Origin of the sequence: Pseudomonas sp. C2B4, assembly GCF_013359695.1 — a bacterium.
Lineage (GTDB): Bacteria > Pseudomonadota > Gammaproteobacteria > Pseudomonadales > Pseudomonadaceae > Aquipseudomonas.
The window spans coordinates 36,243-60,665 of sequence record NZ_JABFMU010000041.1 but is presented as its reverse complement, the minus strand read 5'-3'; the positions used below and the strand labels follow the sequence as shown (position 1 = coordinate 60,665).

General features: G+C 61.2%; 18 protein-coding genes. 14 read left to right on the top strand and 4 right to left on the bottom strand.

The annotated features are described in order from the left end of the window. Nucleotides 1-86: 86 nt before the first annotated feature. Nucleotides 87-1,535, bottom strand: coding sequence for a HAMP domain-containing sensor histidine kinase (locus HNQ83_RS22355; protein ID WP_175390941.1), 1,449 nt, complete (start codon nucleotides 1,533-1,535; stop codon nucleotides 87-89). Between the two features lie 291 nt (nucleotides 1,536-1,826). Between HNQ83_RS22355 and HNQ83_RS22350 the strand changes: the two genes are divergently transcribed. The 5 genes from HNQ83_RS22350 (at nucleotide 1,827) to HNQ83_RS22330 (ending at nucleotide 9,073) form a co-directional block, all read left to right on the top strand. Further along, complete coding sequence (locus tag HNQ83_RS22350) at nucleotides 1,827-3,173, top strand: hypothetical protein (RefSeq protein WP_175390940.1); 1,347 nt, start codon at nucleotides 1,827-1,829, stop codon at nucleotides 3,171-3,173. 35 nt (nucleotides 3,174-3,208) lie between these two features. Further along, entirely contained in the window at nucleotides 3,209-5,458 is a 2,250-nt protein-coding gene (locus tag HNQ83_RS22345) for an Ig-like domain-containing protein (protein ID WP_175390939.1), read from the top strand. Nucleotides 5,459-5,519: 61 nt separating this feature from the next. Further along, the gene (locus tag HNQ83_RS22340) at nucleotides 5,520-5,981 is read left to right on the top strand and encodes a curlin (protein WP_175390938.1); all 462 of its coding nucleotides are present in this window, start codon (nucleotides 5,520-5,522) and stop codon (nucleotides 5,979-5,981) included. 27 nt (nucleotides 5,982-6,008) lie between these two features. Beyond that, on the top strand, nucleotides 6,009-7,457 hold the full coding sequence (locus HNQ83_RS22335) for a curlin (RefSeq protein WP_175390937.1): 1,449 nt from the start codon (nucleotides 6,009-6,011) through the stop codon (nucleotides 7,455-7,457). Nucleotides 7,458-7,732: 275 nt separating this feature from the next. After that, entirely contained in the window at nucleotides 7,733-9,073 is a 1,341-nt protein-coding gene (locus tag HNQ83_RS22330; RefSeq protein WP_175390936.1) for a substrate-binding domain-containing protein, read from the top strand. Nucleotides 9,074-9,186: 113 nt separating this feature from the next. On the opposite strand, the gene HNQ83_RS22325 is transcribed toward HNQ83_RS22330, so the two are convergent. After that, nucleotides 9,187-10,416, bottom strand: coding sequence for an acyl-CoA dehydrogenase (locus tag HNQ83_RS22325; protein WP_137805779.1), 1,230 nt, complete (start codon nucleotides 10,414-10,416; stop codon nucleotides 9,187-9,189). A gap of 165 nt (nucleotides 10,417-10,581) precedes the next feature. Between HNQ83_RS22325 and HNQ83_RS22320 the strand changes: the two genes are divergently transcribed. The 3 genes from HNQ83_RS22320 (at nucleotide 10,582) to HNQ83_RS22310 (ending at nucleotide 13,166) form a co-directional block, all read left to right on the top strand. Then, nucleotides 10,582-11,511 (top strand): LysR family transcriptional regulator, encoded by a 930-nt coding sequence (locus HNQ83_RS22320; protein WP_150768428.1) that lies wholly within the window; start codon nucleotides 10,582-10,584, stop codon nucleotides 11,509-11,511. Nucleotides 11,512-11,716: 205 nt separating this feature from the next. Next, complete coding sequence (locus HNQ83_RS22315; protein ID WP_150768427.1) at nucleotides 11,717-12,118, top strand: MerR family DNA-binding transcriptional regulator; 402 nt, start codon at nucleotides 11,717-11,719, stop codon at nucleotides 12,116-12,118. Nucleotides 12,119-12,266: 148 nt separating this feature from the next. Continuing rightward, a complete protein-coding gene (locus HNQ83_RS22310) occupies nucleotides 12,267-13,166 on the top strand; it encodes a hydroxymethylglutaryl-CoA lyase (RefSeq protein ID WP_175390935.1) in 900 nt (299 codons plus the stop codon). Between the two features lie 681 nt (nucleotides 13,167-13,847). On the opposite strand, the gene HNQ83_RS22305 is transcribed toward HNQ83_RS22310, so the two are convergent. Further along, nucleotides 13,848-15,545, bottom strand: a complete 1,698-nt coding sequence (locus HNQ83_RS22305) for an AMP-binding protein (RefSeq protein ID WP_175390934.1) — start codon at nucleotides 15,543-15,545, stop codon at nucleotides 13,848-13,850. Nucleotides 15,546-15,906: 361 nt separating this feature from the next. Between HNQ83_RS22305 and HNQ83_RS22300 the strand changes: the two genes are divergently transcribed. From HNQ83_RS22300 to HNQ83_RS22285, 4 genes are all read left to right on the top strand, one after another. Next, nucleotides 15,907-17,070, top strand: coding sequence for an isovaleryl-CoA dehydrogenase (locus tag HNQ83_RS22300; protein WP_096510090.1), 1,164 nt, complete (start codon nucleotides 15,907-15,909; stop codon nucleotides 17,068-17,070). Nucleotides 17,071-17,082: 12 nt separating this feature from the next. Next, nucleotides 17,083-18,690 (top strand): carboxyl transferase domain-containing protein, encoded by a 1,608-nt coding sequence (locus HNQ83_RS22295; RefSeq protein ID WP_175390933.1) that lies wholly within the window; start codon nucleotides 17,083-17,085, stop codon nucleotides 18,688-18,690. A gap of 116 nt (nucleotides 18,691-18,806) precedes the next feature. Continuing rightward, nucleotides 18,807-19,622: a gamma-carboxygeranoyl-CoA hydratase gene (locus tag HNQ83_RS22290; protein WP_175390932.1), complete on the top strand. Its 816-nt coding sequence runs from the start codon at nucleotides 18,807-18,809 to the stop codon at nucleotides 19,620-19,622. Continuing rightward, nucleotides 19,622-21,577, top strand: coding sequence for an acetyl/propionyl/methylcrotonyl-CoA carboxylase subunit alpha (locus HNQ83_RS22285; protein WP_175390931.1), 1,956 nt, complete (start codon nucleotides 19,622-19,624; stop codon nucleotides 21,575-21,577). The genes HNQ83_RS22290 and HNQ83_RS22285 overlap by 1 nt, the downstream gene beginning before the upstream one ends. A gap of 30 nt (nucleotides 21,578-21,607) precedes the next feature. Here HNQ83_RS22285 and HNQ83_RS22280 read toward each other — a convergent pair whose 3' ends face one another. Then, a complete protein-coding gene (locus tag HNQ83_RS22280) occupies nucleotides 21,608-22,246 on the bottom strand; it encodes a LexA family transcriptional regulator (RefSeq protein WP_175390930.1) in 639 nt (212 codons plus the stop codon). 129 nt (nucleotides 22,247-22,375) lie between these two features. Here HNQ83_RS22280 and HNQ83_RS22275 point away from each other — a divergent pair, with 129 nt between their 5' ends. Together HNQ83_RS22275 and HNQ83_RS22270 are read left to right on the top strand one after the other, a co-directional pair. Beyond that, on the top strand, nucleotides 22,376-22,717 hold the full coding sequence (locus HNQ83_RS22275; RefSeq protein WP_175390929.1) for a DUF6124 family protein: 342 nt from the start codon (nucleotides 22,376-22,378) through the stop codon (nucleotides 22,715-22,717). 764 nt (nucleotides 22,718-23,481) lie between these two features. Continuing rightward, entirely contained in the window at nucleotides 23,482-24,408 is a 927-nt protein-coding gene (locus tag HNQ83_RS22270) for a hypothetical protein (protein WP_175390928.1), read from the top strand. The last annotated feature ends 15 nt before the right edge of the window (nucleotides 24,409-24,423 follow it).

Here is a 24,423-nt window from a genome sequence, read left to right as displayed (position 1 = left end):
CATTCAGCACATGTACTGACTGACATGACCCCTTCGCGAGCAGGCTCGCTCCCACGGGGGGGGTTGGGGGCTATCTACACCCCATTTCAGGGAACCAGCTTAAACGACAGACGGACAGACGTGCCCTCGCCTTCGCGGCTGTCCAGGGCGACGGCGCCGCCAAATCGCTCCATGATCCGCTTGACCAGGACCAGCCCGACACCAAGCCCGCCCTGTTTGGTGGTGAAGAACGGACGAAACGCCATTTTTCGTTGTTCTTCGCTCATGCCTTTACCGGTGTCGCTGACCACCGCGCGCACACCACGGGCGTCGGTGGGTTCCAGGGTGATGGTCAGGGTCCCACCTTCATCCATGGCCTCCAGGGCATTGGCCACCAGACTGTTGAGGATCTGCGTCAGTTGCACCTGCTGGCTCAGCACCATGGGTGTCTCTTTGGGCTCGAACACCACGTTGATCCGGCCTTTGGCAATCTGCTGCTCGAACGCGATGAGGCTGTCATGCAAGGCCGCCACGAGGTTCACTGGCTCCGCATCGTCATTGAGCGGTCGCAAGGATTGCAGCAACTCGCGTACCCACTTCGACATGCGATCGACCTGGCCGATGATGTCCTTGATGTTCTTGTGCGCCGCGCCGTCGTCGAACTCCAGCGCCAGCTCGGCGCTTGAGCGAATGGTCGCCAGTGGATTGCGCAGGCTATGGGCGACCGCCGAAGACATCTCGCCCAGGGCGACAAAGGTTTCGTTGGTGATCAGTTGCTTTTGCTGCGCCGCCAGCAGAATCGCCGCCCGCCGCACGATCCAGTACAGCCCCAGGTAAATCAGGCCGCCGCCCAGGGCCGTGGCCAGCCAGATCAGCACCAGGCCGCGCTCCATGCGGTTGATCAGGTCCTTGGGTTCCTTGTAGATCTCGACCATCGCCGTGACGTTGTTGCCCTCGGCATCGAACAGCGGAATGTAGTTTTCGATGAAGATGTATTCCGGCGGCGTGATGAACTTCTGCTCCATGCGCGACTTGTCCACATCGTGGTAGCTGGCCGATACCGGGGTCTTGTTAGCGAAGGCCTGGTCGAGGTCGTCGTCGGAATGGATGGTGGTGCCCATTAACGCCGGGTTGGTGGACCAGATCACCATGCGGTCGGGGGCATAGATGTTGGCCAGGATCACGTCGGGCAAATGCTCGATGTGGTCGAGGAACTCACCACGGGCATTGGCGCGGGCCAGCGGATCGACGTCGGGAAAGTCCCGGTCCTTGCGCGGATCGAGCAGCTCGCCCATGGTCCGCACGTTGGGAATCGACACGTGCCGCACCTCGGCCGAGGCGATCGCTTGTATGAACTGCGAGGTCAGCAACGCATCGCGCTGCACGCTCTCGGTAATCACGAATTTGGTCGACACCGACCCCAACGCCACCGCCACCGTGCCGATCACCGCCATGCTGATCAGCGAAAACCAGCGCAGCAGATTGAACGGCTGTTTGCGCGAACTCAGACGGATATCGCCCTCGTCGGCTTCAAGTGTTTTTGCCAGCGTGGTCATGAGTGTTTTGTCCCGAGCGGCCCCTATAGGTTTATAGCCCAATGCTGGCTGTTTGCCCGACTTCGGGTTGCTGCCCCTCACCTTTCCCCGCCCTGCCCCGTTGCCCCATCTGTCCCCAATGCTGGGGAAAGAGGCCCGTTCCCACAATTGGGGAATCGCTTCCCCATTGTTTGGCGAACGCTGGTGTACCGGGCCTCTCACCGCTGTTTTCGCCAATTGGCATGGGAGTTGCCGAAGACCTGCCAACTGACCCACATCCAAGGGGCAGGTACTCTGATAGAGGGAATACTCATGCACCCTTTACTCTCCAAAACCGCGATCGCACTGGCTGTGAGCGCTCTGGCCCAAGGCGTTGCCCAGGCTGCGCTGTTTGCTGTAGACCCCGGTCCCTACTCGCCTGCCACCGGTGGCTTCGCTGCCTGGTATCAGGACACCCACGGTCGAACCCTTGACCTCTGCTTGTCAAAAGCTGTCAGTTCCAGGGTTGCCGGCGCGCCCGGCGCGCCGGCTTACATGTGCATTTTGAATCCGGCTCCCGGTGTTTTCGACGACACGAAGGACATCGCTTTTCCTGACAACTTTCCCGATGAGACGTTCTGGTTCACCGGCGACGGTTCAATCGTCGACGCGGCACGGGGCATCGACCTGACCTATGTCAGCGCTGTCGAAGCAGCCTTCGCCGCGGAAGATGTGCACGACGGCGACCAGGTCAGTTTTGGCCGTATCCGTATTCGGGTCGATGTGCCCACCGCCGGGGTATACACCATCACCCACCCCTACGGCGTCGACATCTTTGACGTTCCCGCTGGCGGACGCCGCGCGATCAACATGACCCGCGACATCGGCATCGGCTCGCCGAAAACCTACGACGGTGCGCTCAAAAGCGACATCGGCCCATTCCTGCGCAGCCTCAACGGCCCGTACACCGAGATGAACCCGTTGACCGGTGTGGCCGATCAATTCGTTGGCGATCCAAACCTGGAAGAAGCGTTCACCGGCAGCCCCTTCAACACCAACTACATCCGCATCGAAGGGCCTAACGGGCTGGATTTGCGCACAACGGTGATGGCCATCTCCGGCAAGTTGTCAACGGTGGCGCGTCCCACCCCGATCGTTGCCGAGCGCAGCACCTACTCGCGCAAGGCCGGGGCAAGCGCCCCGGTGGCCCAGCAGGATGTGTTCGTGATGGCCCCGCCACAGCCGGCCACCGTGACCCTGGACAGCAACAGCCCGGTACTGAACCTCACCGAGGCTGACACCACCGGCCATTGGTACACCCAATCCCCGACCAATCCGACGTTGCCGAGCACCTTGCGGGTGACCGCCGACAACCATCTGGCCATTCCCACCAGCACGCCGACCACTGTGTCGCCGAAGCTGACTGACCTGGTGGTGATTTCCCGTGCCGAGTACAAGCTCAACGGAGGTCAGCTCACCATCGTGGCCTCGACCAGCGATGAAACCTCCCCCCCCGTACTCACCGCCACTTCCGGCAGCGGTGCCACCATCGGCGATCTGCTCGGTGATGGCGCGGAAAAAATCCTGTCGACCGGCATCACGCCGATTCCACCGGCCAGGGTCACCGTGACGTCATCCAACGGCGGCAGCGATACCGAACCAGTGGTCATCGTGGAATGAACGCTCTCATGCCCAAATCCGCATCAGGAGGCATCATGAACAAGTGGCCACGCTTCGCGCTCAACGCGCTCGGGCTGACTCTCTCCCTGTCGGGCAGTGCGTTCGCGCAACTCGCTGCCGTCGACCCCGGCCCCTACACCTTTGCCACGGGGAAATTCCCCATGTGGTATCAGGACAACAATCTGCTGAAGCTGGAACTGTGCCAGTCACGGGCGACCAGTTCGCGGGCACCCGGCGCTCCTGGCGCGCCCGCCTATATGTGCATCCTGAACCCTGAGCCAGGGGTCTTCGACGACACCCAGCCGATGGTGTTCCCGGATAACTGGCCACCAGAGGCGTTCTGGTTCCTTGCCGAGACCAGCATCAACGATGTCGCCGGCTACGGCGTGGATGCCTACGTGGCCGGGATCGAAGCGGCATTTGCTGCGGAAAACCCTGTCGACGGCGATCAGGCCAGCTTCGCGCGGATTCGCCTGCGGGTGAACGTACCTGTGGCCGGGACCTACACCATCACCCACCCATACGGCGTGGAAACGGTCACCGTCACCACCCCGGGCCGTCGGGCGATCAACATCACCCGCGACATCGGCATTGGCGCACCGGGCAACTTCTCCGGTGCCCTTAGCGGTCAGGTCGGGCCCTTCCTGCAAAGTGTCAACGGCCCCTACCCCGAATTGAACCCAGACACCCAGACCATGGATAGATTCGTCGGCGACCCGAACCTTTCCGAAGCCGTCACCGGCAGCCCGTTCAACACCAACTTCCTGCGCGTCCAGGGCCCGCCCGGGACCATCGAGACCAGTCTGTTTACCGTTTCCGGCAAGATCCTCGACAGCCGCGCGCCAACCATCGCGGAAATCGGCCGCGCCACGTACCGTCGCACTTCTTCGGGTCCGGGCAGCAGCAGCACTCGAGTCGAAGTCTTTGGCAAATCGGCCGCCAGTTCGACCCTGTGCTTCCGCGAAACCGTGGCACTGGTTCCCGGAACGCCACCGACACCTTGCCTGACCAACATGCTCGGCGACAACAACGGCCAGTTCTTCGCCAGTCGCCTGACGGGTGCCTCCGTGCCTCCGGTAGTGGTGGTCACCGCGACCGATCCGAGTGGCATAAAAAAACCGACGGCCGTGTCGAGCAAAGTCACCGACGTGGTGAAAGTCCAGACCGCTCGCTACAGCTGGAGCAATCACAGCCTGCTGATCGAAGCCACCTCCACCGATGAAGTGTTGGTGCCGGACATGGTCGCCCAGGGCTACGGACGGCTGACGAAAGCCGGCACCCTGCAAACCCTGACGGTTGCCGACCTGCCGCAGCCACCTGCCACCGTGACGATCAAATCGTCTGCGGGCGGTAGCGATACAGAACCAGTCGTTGTCGTCGGCACGGCACCGGACACCGGCGAGAACCAGGCGCCGATCTCCAACGCCGACACCGGCAGCACCACCTTCGGCGTGCCAATCACCCTCAGCCCGCTGACCAACGACACCGATCCGGACGGCAACACGCCACTGACCATCACCGAGCTGACCCAACCGGCCCCCGGCCAGGGCACCGTGGCGATGAGCGGCACCACCGCCGTGGTCTACACCCCACCGGCCGTGGTGAACGCACTGCTGACCACGTCCTTCACCTACAAGGCTCAAGACGCCAAGGGCCTGGCTTCGACCACGGCGGGGACCGTGACCATCACCGTGGCGCCTAACCAGGCTCCAACGGCCGTCGCTGACGGCATCGCGACCCTGGGTGTGTCGGTACCGATCAACGTGCTGGCCAACGACACCGACCCGGAAGGCAACCTGCCGCTCGCCATCGCCAGCTTCAGCCAACCAACGCCAGGTCGCGGCACCGTCACCAGTAACGGCACGGTCCTGACCTACAACCCACCGGCCACCGTCACCACGGCCTTCACCACAACCTTCACCTACTTCGTCCGGGACAGCTTCGGAGCTGTGTCGACGTCGCCGGCCACGGTCACGGTGCAAGTCTCGCCACGGCCTGCCGCGGAAACCTTCGCGGTGACGGCAGCCACGGTGACGGCGCGCTCCAACAACCGCTTCAACTGGGACTTCACTGGCACGTCATCGGTGACCACCGGCAACACCATCACCATCCAGGTGACCACCCCGACCGGGCTGGTGACCCTGGGTAGCACGACGGTGCCGCTGACCGGACGCTGGAGACTGACAGTGAGCAACAGCACCACGGTGATCCCGTCGGCGAACCCGACAGCCACCATCACCTCGTCCCAAGGCACCGTGCGCACGGTGCAGGTGATCTCGAACTGAGTCCGCGCCCCATCGACTCGCCGAGTCGATGGGGGCAGGTCTCCAGCAAAAGGAGCATGCCATGAAAACGTCGACCGCCGCCCTGCTCTGCCTGCTCCTGCTTTGCAGCAGCGCAGGCGTGCGTGCCGACGATTTGATGGAAAACGATGACCTGGCGCCTGGCGCCGATCTCGGCGAGCTGCCACCACCGGTGGGCCAGCAAGCCCTGATCGACCAGAACGGCCAGGCCAACATCGCGCTGTTGCAACAGAACGGCCAGTCGCTACTCGGCCAGATCGTGCAGTCGGGAAGCAATCAGGAAGCGTACATCCTGCAACAAGGCAGCGACCTGATGGCCTTGATCAACCAGCAAGGTTCCGGCAACGCCGCGTCGATTACCCAGACCGGCAGCCACAACCGCGCGCAGATATCCCAGAACGGCAACAACAACGACGCCAACATCGTCCAGGCCGGCACGGGGCAGCAAAGTGCTGTGACCCAGGCAGGAAATGGAATGAGCGTATCGGTCACTCAATATCGCTAAAGCACTGCACCACCTGGAGGATTCATCATGTTCAAACTGACGCCCCTCACCGCCGCCATCCTGGTCATTGTCAGTGCCCAGGCCTTGGCCGACGACAGCGTGTCCACCCAAGACCAGTCCGGTACCGCCAACATCGCCGACGTGAAACAGAGCCTGGCGCCGTTCAGTACCGCCACCCAGGAGCAACTGGGTGAAGGCAACGATGCGGCCGCCGTGCAAACCTCGGCTACCAGCACCATTACCCAGACCCAGACCGGTGACTACAACGCCGGCTACGCCGAGCAACTGTACGAAGACAACAGCACCATCACCCAGACCCAGGTCGGCACGTTCAACACCGCCCACGCCAGCCAGTCCGTCGGTGTCGGGGGTGGCGAGGCCTTGCAGGAACAGACAGGCAACGGCAACTTCTCGTTCGTGTATCAGGACACCCAGGAAGGCACGTCCGGCCAGACCTACCAGTACGGTGACAGCAACGAAGCCAACATCGAACAGGTCGAGCTGGGTACAGCCAACAACGCGGTGATCATCCAGTACGGCGACACCAACTACGCCACTGCCGAACAGATCAATCACATGGGCGGCCAGATCGAGATCAACCAGTCCGGCAGCACCAACTATGCCTACGGCGACCAGCGCTCCGGCGTAGGGGGTAACCTGACGATCAACCAGTACGGCGACTACAACGGCACCGAAGTCTGGCAAGACACCCAGGTCGGCAGCCAGGCCACCATCAACCAGGAAGGGCAGACCAACGAAACCATCGTCGACCAGAGCTTCGGTGAAAGCAACGTCGCCACTGTTCTGCAAATCGGCGACCTGAACGCTGTTTACGCCGACCAGTACGCATCCGTCGGCTCCACGCTCGGGATTTATCAAGAAGGCGCCGGCAACACGCACTTCACCTACCAGAGCGGCGACAGCCACGTGCTCAACACCAACTCGGTGGGTAACGACAACAAGGTCTACGCCAGTAACTGGAAAGGCCCGCAACTGGGCGGCCAGTTCGGCAGCGGCCAGGTCGCCACCGTCAACCAGAACGGCGACGGCAACGTCGCCAGCTTCAAACAGGATGGTGTCGGCCAGCTCATGACCACCAACCAGATCGGCTACGGCAACAAAACCACGGTCAGCCAGGCCGACGCCTACAACGAGTTGTACTTCGATCAAAACGGCACCGACAACGTCCTGATCGCCGACCAGCGCGGCACCACCAACCTGGCCCAGGGCAGCACCGAAGGCACCGGCAACAGCACCGAGTTCAATCAGGAAGGCACCGGCAACCAGGCGTACACCACCCAGCTGTATGGCGACGACAACATGATCACCGTCAAACAGGCTGACACCATGAACGTGGCCTACGTCACCCAGGGCGGCACCGGCAACATCGCCAGCGTCGACCAGGCCGGCATGACCCAGACCGCGACCATTCAACAGATGGGCGACGCCAACCAGGCAACGGTGTTCCAGCGTTAATTGCGGGGCATGAAACAACCGCGGTCCTTGGGGGAGGGTCGCGGTTTTTTTCGTTTGACTCAAGCGGTTCAGCGTCTGTCAGGCCGTCTTCGCGAGCAGGCTCGCTCCCACAATGGATCAAAATCCTGTCTCATGGAGATCAACTGTGGGAGCGAGCCTGCTCGCGAAGAACGATAACGCGGTCCACGCTGGCTTCCACACTGAAAACTGTCATCTTTCAGCAACCTTACTGACTTAATCTCCCGACACCTCTTTTGGCTATGTAAGGTGCCGGCATGACGCTGCGCGTGTTGATCCTGTTGATGCTGTGCCACTGGCTGCCACTGACGGCTTCGGCCGGTGACTTGCCGACGTCCGGACCGGGCCCGGTGCTGCGCATCCAGGGTTCCAACACCATCGGCGCGGCATTGGGGCCGGCGCTGGTCGAGGGGTTGTTGCGCCAACAGGGGCTGGTCAACGTACACCGTGAGACCCCGGACAACACCAATGAACTGCGGATCGTCGGTGAATCCGTCCAGGGGCAGCGGGTCGAGGTGGAGCTGGCGGCCCACGGCTCCAGCACCGGTTTCAGCGCATTGAAAACCGGCAGCGCCGATCTCGCGGCGTCTTCGCGTCCGATCAAGGACAGTGAACTGGCGAGTCTGCAATCCCTGGGCGATCTGAAAAGCCCCGGTGCGGAACAGGTGATCGCCATCGACGGGTTGGCGATCATCCTTCACCCGCAAAACCCGTTGAACCAACTCGACACGGTACAACTGGCGCGCCTGTTCAGCGGCGAAGTCAAAACCTGGGAAGAACTCGGCGGCAGCGGCGGGACGATTCATTTATATGCGCGGGATGATCAGTCCGGCACCTATGACACCTTCAAGGAATTGGTACTCAGTGGCCGCGGGAAAACCCTGAGCAGCACCGCGAAACGCTTCGAATCCAGCGAGCAATTATCCGATGCGGTCAGCCTCGACCCGCAAGGCATTGGCTTCATTGGCTTGCCTTACGTGCGCCAGGCCAAAGCCGTGGCGATTGTCGATGGCCAATCCCAGGCGATGCTTCCCCTCAACAGCCTGATTGCCACCGAAGACTATCCACTGTCCCGCCGCTTGTTCCTTTACTTGCCGCCTGACAGGACAAATCCCTGGGCCGAGGCGCTGGTCGCATTCGCCCAAAGCAGCCAGGGCCAGGCGATTGTTGCCGCCAACGGTTTCATCGCCCAGACCGTGCAGGCCATGGCCGTCACCCCCAATGCGCTGATGCCCGAGGGTTACCAGGGACTCAGCCGTCACGCCCAGCGATTGACGGTGAACTTTCGTTTCGAAGAAGGCAGCGCCAGCCTTGATAACAAGGCCCGACAGGACCTGTCGCGAGTGCTCGACTATATAAAGCAGCATGACAAGACCGATCGGCGAGTCACGCTGGTGGGTTTTGGCGACGCCAAGAGCGACCCGGCACGCGCCGACCTGTTGTCGAAACTGCGGGCCATGGCGGTGCGGCGGGAACTGGTGAAAAGCGGTGTGGTGCTGCGTGAGATTCGCGGCTTCGGCGCGGAGATGCCCGTGGCGGCGAACAGCGCGGATGAAGGACGGATCAAGAATCGGCGGGTTGAGGTGTGGGTGTATTGAATCAGGTGTTGCTGTGTTGAATGGGCTGCCGCCTTCGCGAGCAGGCTCGTTCCCACAGGTTTAGCGCACTCCTGTGGGAGCGAGCCTGCTCGCGAATGGCAGGCGCCGCGATTTTACTGCCCGCTACGCAACATCTCTTTCGGCACGTACTTGCCGATTTCAAACTTGCCGATCGCCGCGCGGTGCACTTCGTCCGGGCCGTCGGCCAGGCGCAGGGTGCGCTGCATCGCATACATGTAGGCCAGCGGGAAATCATTGGAAACCCCTGCCCCGCCATGAATCTGGATTGCCCGGTCGATCACCCGCAAAGCAACGTTCGGCGCCACCACCTTGATCTGCGCGATTTCGCTCTTGGCCACCTTGTTGCCGACGGTGTCCATCATGTACGCCGCTTTCAACGTCAGCAGGCGAGCCATGTCGATTTCCATCCGCGAGTCGGCGATCTTGTCGATATTGCCGCCCAGGCGCGCCAGCGGCTTGCCGAACGCCGTGCGGTTCACCGAGCGTTTGCACATCAGCTCCAGCGCGCGTTCCGCCATGCCGATCGAACGCATGCAGTGGTGAATCCGGCCCGGGCCCAGGCGGCCCTGAGCAATCTCGAAGCCGCGTCCTTCGCCCAGCAGGACGTTTTCGTAGGGTACCCGCACGTTTTCGAACAAGACTTCGGCGTGACCGTGGGGCGCATCGTCATAACCGAACACCGGCAACGGACGCACGATTTTCACACCGGGGGTATCGACCGGCACCAGAATCATTGAGTGCTGCGCGTGACGCGGTGCATCCGGGTTGCTCAGGCCCATGAAGACCAGAATCTTGCAGCGCGGATCACAGGCGCCGGAGGTCCACCATTTCTTGCCGTTGATCACCCACTCGTCGCCATCGCGCACTGCGCGGGCCGCCATGTTGGTGGCATCGGAGGACGCCACGTCCGGTTCGGTCATGGCGAATGCCGAGCGGATCTCACCGCGCAGCAATGGTTCGAGCCAGCGCTGTTTCTGTTCTTCATTGGCGTAGCGCACCAGCACTTCCATGTTGCCGGTGTCCGGCGCCGAGCAGTTGAACGGCTCGGGCCCCAGCAACGAGCGACCCATGATTTCCGCCAGCGGCGCGTATTCGAGGTTGGTCAGGCCGGCGCCGAGCTCCGACTCAGGCAGAAACAAATTCCACAGGCCTTCGGCCTTGGCCTTGAGTTTGAGTTCTTCCATGATCGCCGTCGGCTGCCAGCGATCGCCCTCGGCGACCTGACGTTCGAACACGGCTTCGGCGGGATACACGTAGGTGTCCATGAACGCAGTCACGCGCTCACGCAGTTCCTGAACCTTGGGCGAATAAGCGAAATCCATGAGCAAGATACCTTCTGGGGGGAGGTTGTTTAGATCATGCAATCGATGCTAGAACAGCTACGAAAATTTACCTAGCCTATTCTCGGCGTGTATTAACATTCATCACCGATATATGATCGACTGATAGCCACGGCTACCCGTCCACACAATAAGAGAGCCGCGTAAATGAATCTGAGCAAGGTCGACCTCAACCTTTTCATCGTCTTCGACGCGATCTACACCGAAGCCAACCTGACCCGCGCCGGGCAGATTGTCGGCATTACCCAACCGGCCGTGTCGAACGCCCTGGCCCGCCTGCGCGAGACCTTCAACGACCCGTTGTTCGTACGCACCGCCCAAGGCATGGTGCCGACGCCGATGGCACAGAACATCATCGGCCCGGTGCGCAACGCCCTCTCACTGTTGCGTGTCTCGGTGCAGGAAAGCCGCATTTTCAACCCGCTGCAGGCGGTCAAGACCTATCGCATCAGCATGACCGACCTGACCGAAGCGGTGATTCTGCCGCCGTTGTTCCAGCGCCTGCGCCGCCTCGCGCCGACGGTGATCATCGAGAGTTTCCTGTCCAAGCGCCGAGAGACCACCAAGGAGCTGGCGGCCGGTCGCCTCGATTTCGCGGTCGACGCGCCACTGAACACCGACCCGCAGGTGCGCCACGTCAAGTTGATGGAAGACCGCTACGTCTGCGCCATGCGCAAGGGGCATCCGCTGGCGGCCAAGGAAAAATTCACCCTCGATGATTACCTGGGCCTTACCCACATCCATATTTCCAGCCGTCGCAGCGGTTTGGGTCATGTCGACCTGGCCCTGGGCAAGATGGGCATCCAGCGCAAGATCGCCCTGCGCTCCCAGCATTACCTGATGGCTTCGCAAGTGTTGCAGCAAACCGACATGGTCATGACCGTGCCGGAACGCTTCGCCCGCCGTAACGACCTGCACGCCTTCAGCCTTCCGGTCAACGATGTACCGCCGGTGGAAACCCACCTCTACTGGCACGAAAGCACCGACCAGGACCCGGCCAACCGCTGGATGCGCGAGCAGATGATCGAGTTGTGCCAGCAGGTGACGGCGCATGAGAAGAAGCTGGAGAAGGTGTAGGGCTTTACACCGCAGCGTCTGATTCGCGAGCAGGCTCGCTCCCACATTGGGTCTCCAGTGAACACAATATTTGTGTAGAACAGAGATCCCTGTGGGAGCGAGCCTGCTCGCGAAGAGGCCATTGAGAACACTGAAAAACCCTGCCCCTTGACGTAAACGTCAACCTGCCATTAGCTTAGCGCCATGACCTTTCGTGAGCGCTTCCATGAGCAGCCAGACCTACAGCATTTCCGACCTCGCCCGCGAGCTCGACATCACCACCCGGGCCATTCGCTTCTATGAGGAACAAGGCCTGCTCAGCCCCGAGCGCCGCGGTCAGGAACGCATCTACTCACCCCGCGACAAGGTCAGCCTGAAGCTGATCCTGCGGGGCAAGCGCATCGGTTTTTCGCTGGCCGAATGCCGCGAGCTGATCGAGTTGTACGACCCGTCCAGCGGTAACACCAAGCAACTGCACAGCATGCTGGCGAAAATCAGCGAGCGCCGGGAACAGCTGGAACAGCAGTTGCTGGACATCGAGCAGATGAAACTGGAGCTGGATACCGCTGAAGAGCGGTGTGTGCAGGCGCTGGAGCAAACCCTCAAGAACCAGCAGGCCATTCAATAGGTCGACACAACCTACTGTGGGAGCGAGCCTGCTCGCGATGGCTATAGCACATCCAATATAGATGTCGGCCGACCCACCGCATTCGCGAGCAGGCTCGCTCCCACAGGGGCCTTCATAGCATTCAGACAACTACAACAGGTCGAATCCCATGTCCCTCCCCACCCAAGTACGCATTGTCGAAGTCGGCCCCCGCGACGGTCTGCAAAACGAAGCCCAACCCATCAGCGTCGCCGACAAGGTGCAACTGGTCGACGCGCTCACGGCCGCGGGCCTTGGCTATATAGAAGTCGGCAGTTTCGTCTCGCCCAAATGGGTGCCACAAATGGCGGGCTCGGCCGATGTCTTCGCGCAGATCCAGCGCAAGCCGGGCGTCACCTACGGCGCACTCGCCCCCAACCTGCGCGGCTTTGAAGACGCCCTCGCCTCCGGGGTCAAGGAAGTCGCAGTGTTCGCCGCCGCGTCCGAAGCCTTTTCCCAGCGCAACATCAATTGCTCGATCAGCGAAAGCCTGGAGCGTTTCGTGCCGATCATGGACGCGGCCAGGCAGCACGGCGTGACGGTTCGCGGTTATGTGTCCTGTGTGCTGGGCTGCCCCTATGAAGGTAACGTCGCCCCCGAGCAAGTTGCCATGGTCGCCCGCGAACTCTATGCCATGGGCTGCTACGAAGTCTCGCTGGGTGACACCATCGGCACCGGCACGGCTGGCGCGACCCGCAGGATGTTCGAAGTGGTGTCGGCCGATGTGCCGCGGGAAAAACTGGCAGGCCATTTCCACGATACCTATGGCCAGGCCATGGCCAACATCTACGCCAGCCTGCTGGAAGGTATCTCGGTGTTCGACAGCTCCATCGCCGGGCTCGGTGGCTGCCCCTACGCCAAGGGCGCCAGCGGTAACGTCGCCACCGAAGACGTGGTTTACCTGCTCAATGGCCTGGGCATCGAAACCGGAATCGACCTGGACGCCCTGATCCTGGCCGGCCAACAAATCTGCTCGGTACTGGGACGCCCGACCGGTTCGCGCGTGGCCAAGGCCCGAAGCGCACAGTGAGTGTGCGGGTGTGTCCAGGTGTTACCGCCCACCGTGAAAACGTGGGCGGAAGCGAGTAACACGGAAACAAATTGTCAGGGATTCCCTGAGAGAAAAATCCTACAAAATATTAAGTTTTTGATTTTAAAAGGTTTTTAAAAGTTGGCACGGCTCCTGCTATCTCTATGGCATAACAAGAATAAAAAAAGCGGCATAACCAATAAAAACAAGACGTAACGACTCTGACATAACAAAAACAACACGGCAGAGACGCAGCTAACAGATTTTTTTGGAGAAGATGTGCTTTTCAGGGTGCTTTTCGGAGTAACCCGCAACCGGGCAGAGAACAATAAAACTACCTTCAGGTAGCTCCCGAACTGGTTGGATCGCTCAGCGAGAAAGTAGATCAGCGCTCAAAAAAATACGTTTGCTCTTGATCCCGGATGGGGATCGCCAAAAACAGCGGTAAAGGGCAACGGTTGCCAAAAACAAAAACAGACCGCCCCTCAATAATAAAAAAAGAGCACACGCAACGAAAATTAAAGGGGAGCCTCGGCTCCCCTTTGTGCTGTCTGCGATTTGGATTTTTCACCACCGCCCCTGTGGGAACGAGCCTGCTCGCGAATGCGGTGGTTCAATCGACATCCGTGTTGGATGTGCTATCGCCTTCGCGAGCAGGCTCGCTCCCACAAGGGGGATGAGTCATGCCTTGTTGATGCGCAACTCCTCGATACTGATTTCGCGCATGCGGAATTTCTGGATCTTGCCGGTCACGGTCATCGGGAACTCATCCACGAACTTGAAGTAACGCGGCGTCTTGAAGTGCGCGATGCGCTCCTTGCACCAGGCTTGCAGCTCCTGCTCAGTGGCGCTGTGGCCGGGGTGGAACTTGATCCAGGCAACGATCTCTTCGCCGTAGCGCGAGCAAGGAATGCCGATCACCTGCACGTCGGCCACCGCCGGATGGGTAAAGAAGAACTCTTCCAGCTCTCGCGGGTAAATATTCTCACCGCCACGGATGATCATGTCCTTGTTGCGACCGGCGATGCACACATACCCCTCGTCGTTCATGCTCGCCAGGTCACCGGTGTGCATCCATCCCGCCTGGTCGATCGCTTCAGCCGTGCCTTGCGGGTTGTTCCAGTAGCCGAGCATCACGCTGTAGCCGCGAGTGCACAATTCGCCAATGGTGCCGCGCGGGACCAGATTCCCTGCCTCGTCGATGATCTTGCTTTCCAGCTGCGGTTGAGTGCGACCCACGGTAGTGACCCGCAACTCCAGATCGTCTGACGGACCGGTCTGCAACGACACCGGACTGGTTTCCGTCATGCCGTAGGCAATCTGCACTTCGCTCATGTGCATTTCATTGATGACCCGGCGCATCACTTCGATCGGGCAGGTCGCGCCGGCCATGATCCCGGTGCGCAGGCTCGACAGGTCGAACTCGGCGCGCTGTGGCTGATCGAGCATGGCGATGAACATGGTCGGCACGCCGTAGAGCGCGGTGGCTTTTTCTTCGGCGACGGTGTTCAGGGTCAGCAATGGATCGAAGGCATCGTTGGGGTAAACCATCGTGCTGCCGTGGGTAATGCAGCCGAGGTTGCCCATGACCATGCCGAAGCAGTGATACAGCGGCACCGGGATCACCAGGCGATCAGCGGCGGTCAGGCCGAGGCTTTCACCGACCATGTAACCGTTGTTGAGAATGTTGTAGTGACTGAGGGTCGCGCCCTTCGGGAATCCGGTGGTGCCGGAGGTGTACTGGATATTCACCGCCTGGTCGAAATGCAGGCTGTCCTGACGCTCGCGCAATTGTTCGGCCGACACGCTGCCGGCCAGATCGGTCAGTTGCGACCACGGCAGGAAACCGCTTGGCGGTTGCGCATCCAGACTGATGACGCCGCGCAGGTCGGGCAGGCGTTCGCTCTGCAACTTGCCGATAGCGTGCTCGGCCAGCTCCGGCGCCAGGCCTTGCAACATGGCGTGATAGTTGGAGGTCTTGAAGGCCCCGGCGCACACCAGCCATTGGCAGCCAGACTGCTTCAACACGTATTCAAGTTCGGAACTGCGGTAGGCCGGGTTGATGTTGACCAGGATCACGCCGATCTTCGCGGTGGCGATCTGGGTGATGCACCATTGGGCGCAGTTCGGCGCCCAAATGCCGAGGCGGTCACCGGCCTGCAGGCCCAGCGCCAGCAGGGCCCGGGCCTGCAGGTCCACAGCCTGCGCCAATTGCCGCCAGGTGTAGCGCAACTGCTGATGGCGCACGACCAGCGCTTCCCCGTTCGGGTACTTGGCCACCGTGTTGTCGAACGCCTGGCCGATGGTCATCGCCAGCAAGGCTTTGTCCTGGGAACCACGGGTGTAGCTGCGCTGCGGATTTGCACTGGGTTGATCCATGATGACCCCTATTGTCTTTATTAACGGGCTACTCGCGGTCCCCTGTGGGAGCGACTGTGGCGAGGGGATTCATCCCCGTTCGGCTGCGAAGCAGTCGTAAAACCATTGCGTGCGGAGTACCTGATACACCGCGCCCTTCGGTTTTGGGGCCGCTTCGCAGCCCAACGGGGATGAATCCCCTCACCACAGCTCGCTCCCACAATGGTCGTCCGCGTTCTATCTTGAACTGCCTCTACTCTCGCTCAAGTTGACGTTAACGTAAAGGGTGATTGACAGCCATTCGTCACAGGCTTACGTTAACGTAAAGGTGAGAGACGAATCACTGCTCTCCCCACCCGACAAAAAAGCCAAAAGGTGACCCATGAGCTACCCATCCCTGAATTTTGCCCTCGGTGAAACCATCGACATGCTGCGCGATCAGGTTCAGTCCTTCGTCGCCAAAGAGATCGCCCCTCGCGCCGCTCAGATCGACACCGACAACCTGTTCCCCGCCGACCTGTGGCGCAAATTCGGCGACATGGGCCTGCTGGGCATCACTGTTCCGGAAGAATACGGCGGCGCCGGCCTGGGTTACCTGGCCCACGTGGTGGTGATGGAAGAAATCAGCCGCGGATCTGCCTCGGTGGCGTTGTCCTATGGCGCGCACTCCAACCTTTGCGTCAACCAGATCAACCGCAACGGCAATCACGAACAGAAATCCAAATACCTGCCGAAGCTGATCAGCGGCGAGCACATCGGCGCCCTGGCCATGAGCGAACCGAACGCCGGTTCCGACGTGGTATCGATGAAACTGCGCGCGGACAAACGCGGCGACAAATACGTTCTGAACGGCAGCAAGACCTGGATCACCAACGGTCCGGACGCCAACACCTATGTGATCTACGCCAAGACCGACCTGGAGAAAGGCCCCCACGGCATCACCGCCTTCATTGTCGAGCGCGACTGGAAAGGCTTCAGCCGCAGTAACAAGTTCGACAAGCTCGGCATGCGTGGTTCCAACACGTGCGAGCTGTTCTTCGATGACGTCGAAGTACCGGAAGAGAACATCCTCGGCGTGCTCAACGGCGGCGTTAAAGTATTGATGAGTGGCCTCGACTACGAACGCGTCGTGCTCTCGGGCGGCCCGACCGGGATCATGCAGGCCTGCATGGACCTGATCGTGCCGTACATCCACGACCGCAAGCAGTTCGGCCAAAGCATCGGCGAATTCCAGCTGATCCAGGGCAAAGTCGCCGACATGTACACCCAGCTCAACGCCAGCCGCGCCTACCTGTACGCCGTGGCCCAGGCCTGCGAGCGCAACGAAACCGCACGCAAGGACGCCGCTGGCGTGATCCTCTACAGCGCCGAACGCGCCACGCAAATGGCCCTCGACGCGATCCAGATTCTCGGTGGCAACGGCTACATCAACGAATTCCCGGCCGGTCGCCTGCTGCGTGACGCCAAGCTGTACGAAATCGGTGCCGGTACCAGTGAGATCCGTCGCATGCTGATCGGTCGCGAACTGTTCAACGAAACCCGCTAAACGGAGCTGCCCATGGCTATCCTGCATACCCAGCTCAACCCTCGTTCAGCGGAGTTCGCCGCCAACAGCGCGGCGATGCTCAAACAGGTCGACGCCCTGCACACCCTGCTCGCCCAGGTGGCGCAAGGTGGCGGGCCGAAGGCCCAGGAACGCCACACCTCGCGGGGCAAACTGCTGCCTCGCGAGCGCATCAATCGCCTGCTGGATCCGGGCTCGCCGTTTCTGGAGATCAGCCAGTTGGCCGCCTACGAGGTGTATGGCGAAGACGTTCCCGCCGCTGGCGTGATAGCCGGGATCGGCCGCGTGGAAGGCGTCGAATGCATGATCGTCGCCAACGATGCCACGGTAAAAGGTGGCTCGTACTACCCGCTGACCGTGAAGAAACACCTGCGCGCCCAGACCATCGCCCTGCAGAACCGCTTGCCGTGCATCTATCTGGTGGACTCCGGTGGCGCCAACCTGCCGCGTCAGGATGAAGTGTTTCCGGACCGCGAGCACTTCGGCCGGATCTTCTTCAACCAGGCCAACATGAGCGCCATGGGCATCCCGCAGATTGCCGTGGTCATGGGTTCCTGCACCGCTGGCGGCGCTTATGTACCGGCGATGGCCGACGAAGCGATCATGGTCCGCGAGCAAGCGACGATTTTCCTCGCCGGCCCGCCGCTGGTGAAAGCCGCGACCGGTGAAGTGGTCAGCGCCGAAGACCTTGGCGGAGCCGATGTGCACTGCAAGATCTCCGGGGTCGCCGACCATTACGCCGAGAGCGATGAACATGCGCTGGCCATCGCCCGCCGCAGCGTCGCCAACCTTAACTGGCGCAAGCTTGGCGACGTGCAGCAACGCGCACCTATCGCCCCGCTCTACGCCAGCGATGAGCTGTACGGCGTAGTCCCGGCGGATGCCAAGCAACCGTTCGACGTGCGTGAAGTGATTGCACGGCTGGTGGACGGCTCGGTGTTCGACGAATTCAAGGCGCTGTTCGGAACCACGCTGGTGTGCGGTTTTGCCTACCTGCACGGCTACCCGATCGCGATCCTGGCCAACAACGGCATTCTCTTCGCCGAAGCGGCGCAGAAAGGCGCGCACTTCATCGAACTGGCCTGCCAGCGCGGCATTCCGTTGCTGTTCCTGCAAAACATCACCGGTTTCATGGTCGGCCAGAAATACGAGGCCGGCGGCATCGCCAAGCACGGTGCGAAGCTGGTGACGGCGGTGGCGTGTGCCAAGGTGCCCAAGTTCACCGTGATCATCGGCGGCAGTTTCGGTGCAGGCAACTACGGCATGTGCGGTCGAGCCTACGATCCGCGTTTCCTGTGGATGTGGCCCAATGCGCGCATCGGCGTGATGGGCGCCGAACAGGCCGCCGGCGTGCTGGTGCAGGTCAAGCGCGAACAGGCCGAGCGCGGTGGTCATGGCTTCAGCGCCGAGCAGGAAGCCGAGATCAAGCAACCGATCCTCGACCAGTACGAAGAACAGGGCCACCCCTACTACTCCAGCGCTCGCTTGTGGGACGACGGCGTCATTGACCCGGCCCAGACTCGCGATGTCCTGGGCCTGGCCTTGTCGGCGTCACTGAATGCGCCAATCGAACCGAGCCGCTTCGGCGTGTTCCGGATGTGATTTTTTTGTGGGAGCGGGCTTGCTCGCGAAGGATTCACCGCGGTTGATCTGATGCACCGCGTTATCGTTCTTCGCGAGCAAGCCCGCTCCCACAAAGACCGTGGAGAACGGAAGAAATGAGCGACTTCAACACCCTCGAACTGCTGACCGACCCGCGTGGTTTTGCGACCCTGTGGCTCAGCCGCGAAGAAAAGAACAACGCGTTCAACGCCGAGATGATCCGTGAACTGATCCTCGCCCTGGACCAGGTGTCGAGCGATGCCAGCCTGCGTTTCCTGCTGGTTCGCGGTCGTGGCAAGCACTTCAGCGCCGGCGCCGACCTGGCGTGGATGCAGCAATCGGCCGAACTCGATTACCACACCAACCTCGACGACGCCCGGGAACTGGCGGAGTTGATGTACAACCTGGCCAAACTGAAAATCCCGACCCTGGCGGTGGTGCAAGGTGCAGCCTTTGGTGGTGCATTGGGCCTGATCAGTTGCTGCGACATGGCCATCGGTGTCGATGACGCGCAATTCTGTTTGTCGGAAGTGCGCATCGGCCTGGCGCCCGCCGTGATCAGTCCGTTCGTGGTGCAAGCCATCGGCGAACGCGCCACCCGGCGCTACGCCTTGACCGCTGAACGCTTCAGCGGGCAACGGGCGCGGGAACTGGGACTGTTGTCGGAAAGCTATCCCTCCTCCGAGCTGGACCAGCGCGTCGAACAGTGGATCGACAACCTCCTGCTCAACAGCCCTGCCGCCATGCGCGCCAGCAAGGACTTGCTGCGTGAAGTCGGCGACGGCTCGCTGCTCCCGGCGCTGCGTCGCTACACCGAGAACGCCATCGCCCGCATCCGCGTCAGCCCCGAAGGCCAGGAAGGTCTGCGTGCCTTCCTGCAAAAACGTCCGCCAAGCTGGCAAGCCGAAATCACCCCCAAGGAGCCGCGTTGATGAGCGCCCCCGTCCTCACTACCCTGTTGGTGGCCAACCGCGGCGAAATCGCCTGCCGGGTGATGCGCACCGCCAAAGCATTGGGCCTGACCACCGTGGCCGTGCATAGCGCCACTGACCGTGACGCCCGGCACAGCCGCGAAGCTGACATTCGCGTCGACCTCGGTGGCAGCAAAGCCGCCGACAGCTATCTGCAAATCGACAAGCTGATTGCAGCGGCCAAGGCCAGCGGCGCCCAGGCGATTCACCCCGGTTATGGTTTTCTGTCGGAGAACGCCGGGTTCGCCCGCGCGATCGAAGCGGCCGGCCTGATCTTCCTTGGCCCACCCGCTTCTGCCATCGACGCCATGGGGAGCAAGTCCGCGGCCAAAGCCCTGATGGAAACTGCCGGCGTGCCGCTCGTGCCCGGCTATCACGGCGAGGCGCAAGACCTCGACACCTTCCGCGATGCTTGCGAACGCATCGGCTATCCCGTGCTGCTCAAGGCCACGGCCGGTGGCGGCGGCAAGGGCATGAAAGTGGTCGAGGACGTCAGCCAGCTGGCCGAAGCCCTGGCCTCGGCCCAGCGTGAAGCCCTGTCGTCGTTCGGCGATTCGAGGATGCTGGTCGAGAAGTACCTGCTCAAACCCCGTCATGTGGAAATCCAGGTATTCGCCGATCAACACGGCAACTGCCTGTACCTCAACGAACGTGACTGCTCGATTCAGCGTCGTCACCAGAAAGTCGTCGAAGAAGCGCCCGCCCCAGGCCTGAGCCCTGAACTGCGCCGCGCCATGGGTGAGGCTGCCGTGCGTTCGGCGCAGGCCATCGGTTACGTCGGTGCCGGTACCGTGGAGTTTTTGCTCGATGCCCGCGGCGAATTCTTCTTCATGGAGATGAATACGCGCCTGCAGGTCGAACACCCGGTCACCGAGGCCATCACCGGTCTCGACCTGGTGGCGTGGCAGATTCGCGTGGCCCGTGGCGAAGCGTTGCCGATGACCCAGGATCAGGTGCCGCTGAACGGCCATGCGATTGAAGTACGGTTGTATGCCGAAGATCCGGGCAATGACTTCCTGCCGGCCACCGGTCGCCTGGAGCTCTATCGCGAATCCGCGCCGGGAGCGGGTCGCCGGGTGGACAGCGGTGTCGAAGAAGGTGACGAGATTTCGCCGTTCTACGACCCGATGCTCGGCAAGCTGATTGCCTGGGGCGAAGACCGTGAGCAGGCACGCTTGCGACTGCTGAGCATGCTGGACGAGTTTGCCATCGGTGGACTCAAGACCAACATCAACTTCCTGCGGCGGATCATTGCGCATCCGGCGTTTGCCGCGGCTGAACTGGATACCGGGTTTATCCCGCGCTATCAGGAGCAACTGCTGCCTGCACCGTCCGGGCTCAGCGACGAGTTCTGGCAAGCCGCTGCCCAGGCGTTTGCCCAGAGCCAGCACAATACGCCGCGTAGGGATGATTTGAGTTCGCCGTGGGCTATCGGCAACGGTTTCCGTGCCGGACTGCCCTCGGAAATCACTTTGCACCTGAGTTGCGAAGGCCAGGACCGCGCACTGACGCTGGGTAGTCCCCACACCCACAGCGCACGACTGGTCGGCGAGCAATTGCTGACCGAACATGACGGCCTGCGCCGCCAGCACCGGGCCATCCGCCGTGGCGATTTCGTGTACCTGCAATGGGAAGGTGAACTGCACCGCATCGAGTCCTACGACCCGATCAGTGCCGTTGAAGCCAGTCACAGCCATCACGGCGGGCTGACCGCGCCCATGAACGGCAGCATCGTGCGCGTACTGGTGCAAGCCGGACAAGCCGTCGAAGCCGGGGCGCAACTGGTGGTGCTGGAAGCGATGAAAATGGAGCACAGCATTCGCGCGCCCCACGCCGGTGTGATCAAGGCGCTGTATTGCCAGGAAGGCGAAATGGTCGGCGAAGGCAGTGCGCTGGTCGAGCTGGAAGAGGCGTGAAATGAAGAACGCCCCTGGAGGGCGTTCTGATTAGAATTTGGCTGTTGCCTGAACCACCACGCCGATGATCCGGCATTCTTCGGTGTACAGGGCCTTTGGATAGGTCGGATTGAGCGGGACCAGGTAACGCTGCCCGCCCTCTTCGATCAGCTTGCGAAAAACCGCCTCGCTGCTGTTCGACCATTGCGCGATGACCAGTTTGCCAGGCACCGCTTCCACGTCCGGATCCACCAGGATCAACATGCCTTCGGCGATGCTCGGGCCACTGGGAGCGGTCATTGCATCGCCCGCGACCGTCAGCCAGAAGGCCGCCCCCTGAGCGTGATAGTCGGACAGTTCGAAGCGGTACCGTCCTTGTTCGCCTTCACGGACTTCACCTGTTTCCCGCCAGTCACTGACCGGGTAGCGGAAGTACGGGTTGTACTTTTGCGCCAGGGGCATTCCATCGTCCAGTGAGTCCGCAGGCTCGCGTATCACCAGAGCCACTTCGAGAAAGTCCATTCCCAGTGCTTTCAGCACCCGATTCATGTCCTCGATGCCCGGCTCGCGACGTTTATTGAGCCAGTGACCTACGCCGCCCTGGGACATCCCGAGGCGGTCGGCGAGTATTTCTTGAGTGATTTTGAGTTCACTCATCTTGGCCTTGACCAATTCAATCCATTTATCCATGTGCGGCACGATACGTGGTGAACTCCAGCCATCAAAACACAAATTGTAGTATTAGATTCATGGAAATAACTACAATTCGTATTAGCATGAATTCACGGATCTGAACCTGTCACGGAGCTTGCCATCATCATGACCCAACCCGCCAACGACCTGCCTGATATGCAAATCGACACCTCCCTCACCTCTCCCCTGGGCTCGGCCGCCGCCCAACGCGCACTGGACTACTACTTGAAACCGGCTGTTTCAGAGGGAGGGGTCGAGACACGCTTCTTTGAGGTGAACCTCAACATCAGCAGCGAGGAAGCCCTGGTCCATGCCTCGGACCTGCTGCGCTGTGCCGCCGCCACGGCATTCGAAGCGGCCAGCCACCTGCAGGGTTCGAACCGGGATCTGGCGTTTTCGACGGTGCACATGATCGACATGGCCAAAGCCATGGTGGATCGATCACTGGAGCGACATCAGAGGGGTTGAAAGCGGGATGCAAAAAGAAGACTGGAAAGAATTTTCCAATCGCGCAGGTAAAATCGCTTGACCTGCAAACGAGAATGATTATTATTGCACCAACTGATCGCGAGATCAGTCGATGGACCAAGGGACCTCAGGTCGGTCTCCTGGACTATCTCCTCATCAGGCTAATCAAGGTTTTTGACCCGGCTTTTGCCGGGTCTTTTTTTGTCCGCCACATTTCGTATTGTGCCGTGAGGCTAGAATTGTCCGGCGCATACCACTCAGTTTCTGCCCGCAAGCGTTCAACCTGACTCAAGTTCTCGCATCAAACCGTCCCCCTTGAACCACCCGATTTACTCGCCGTTTTCCTGCATCTTCGACTTCAAGGCGGTGAGCCGAACTCCAGACGTCGAGCGACTTCGTTACTCAATCGAGTCATCGAACGGTTCACGCACAATTGAAGCGCTGCTGGCGGTCGTAGCTTGTTCTGCGCAATCACGCCGATGCGCTCCTGCCGGAGCTGGTTAACTCGGCAACGTCATGCGGACTCGACACCCCGAACGAGTGGCAGTCTTCGATAAGGCTATTGCTCGTGGGCGCGAAGGTCGCTTCGCGTCCCCAGTCTCGTTGCTCTCAAATACGAAGCTCGCTTCGCCCTCCAGTACATCGCCAATGCGCGAACCCCCTTCCCTGCGGGCGTGCGAGTCGGCGGGACTGCCTGGCACGCTCTCTGCTACCCCCATCGCATGCGAGACCTACTCTCGCCAACCTGAGTCAAGGAGAAGAAAATGCACGACATCGGCACATCCAGACCAGGCGGTTGGGGGCCTGGCTATAACGAGCTTGAACAGGAACTGGCTGGCGAGTTCGGCCAGGAAGTGGGAAGCGAATTCGAGTTCGAGTCGCCATTCGGACAAGGCGAAACCGAGTTCGAAAATGAATTTGAAAATGAGTTCGAAAACGAATTCGAGACCGAAGTCTCGGGCGAAATGCAGGAGCTCGAACTCGCTGCCGAACTGCTCGCGGTCAACAATGAACAGGAATTGGAGCAGTTCCTCGGAGGCCTCATCAAGTCCGTGGGCCGCGTTGCGACCAACTTCGCGAAATCGTCAGCAGGCAAGGCGCTTGGCGGCATTCTGCGCACGGCGGTGAAATCAGCATTGCCGGTGGTCGGGGGAGCCCTCGGCAACCTCATCGTGCCGGGTGCGGGAGGCCTGATTGGCGGCAAGCTGGCGAGCATGGCTGGCAGTGCCGTCGGACTTGAACTGGAAGGACTCAGCAACGAGGACCGCGAGTTCGAGGTTGCGCGCCGCCTCGTGCGTATCGGTCAACACGCGGCCAACCACCTGGTAACGATGCCATCGCACATCCCTCCACCACGGGCTGCACGCATTGCGTTTTTGCGCGGTGCTAACCAGGTCGCGCCAGGCCTTCTGCCCGTCATGCGGCAGATTGCCCGGACCGGCATTGCGGCAGCACGCCAGGCCGCCACGCCGATCTTCGGTCCGGCCGGCACGTCCGTGGGTGCGTCGGTGCCCGCCTATGGAGGCCCCAGACGGCATGCCCAGGGGATGACTGACGCTCCGGCGAGCTGCCCGTCTTGCGGCAGCGCACAACCTCTCGCTGCAAACGTACCGAGCAGTGGCGTTTGGCGCCGTTCACGCAGCGGTCGCACGATCATCCTGTATCTCGCCGCGCCTCGGCCTGGCTATTGAGACGCCCCCGGGAGG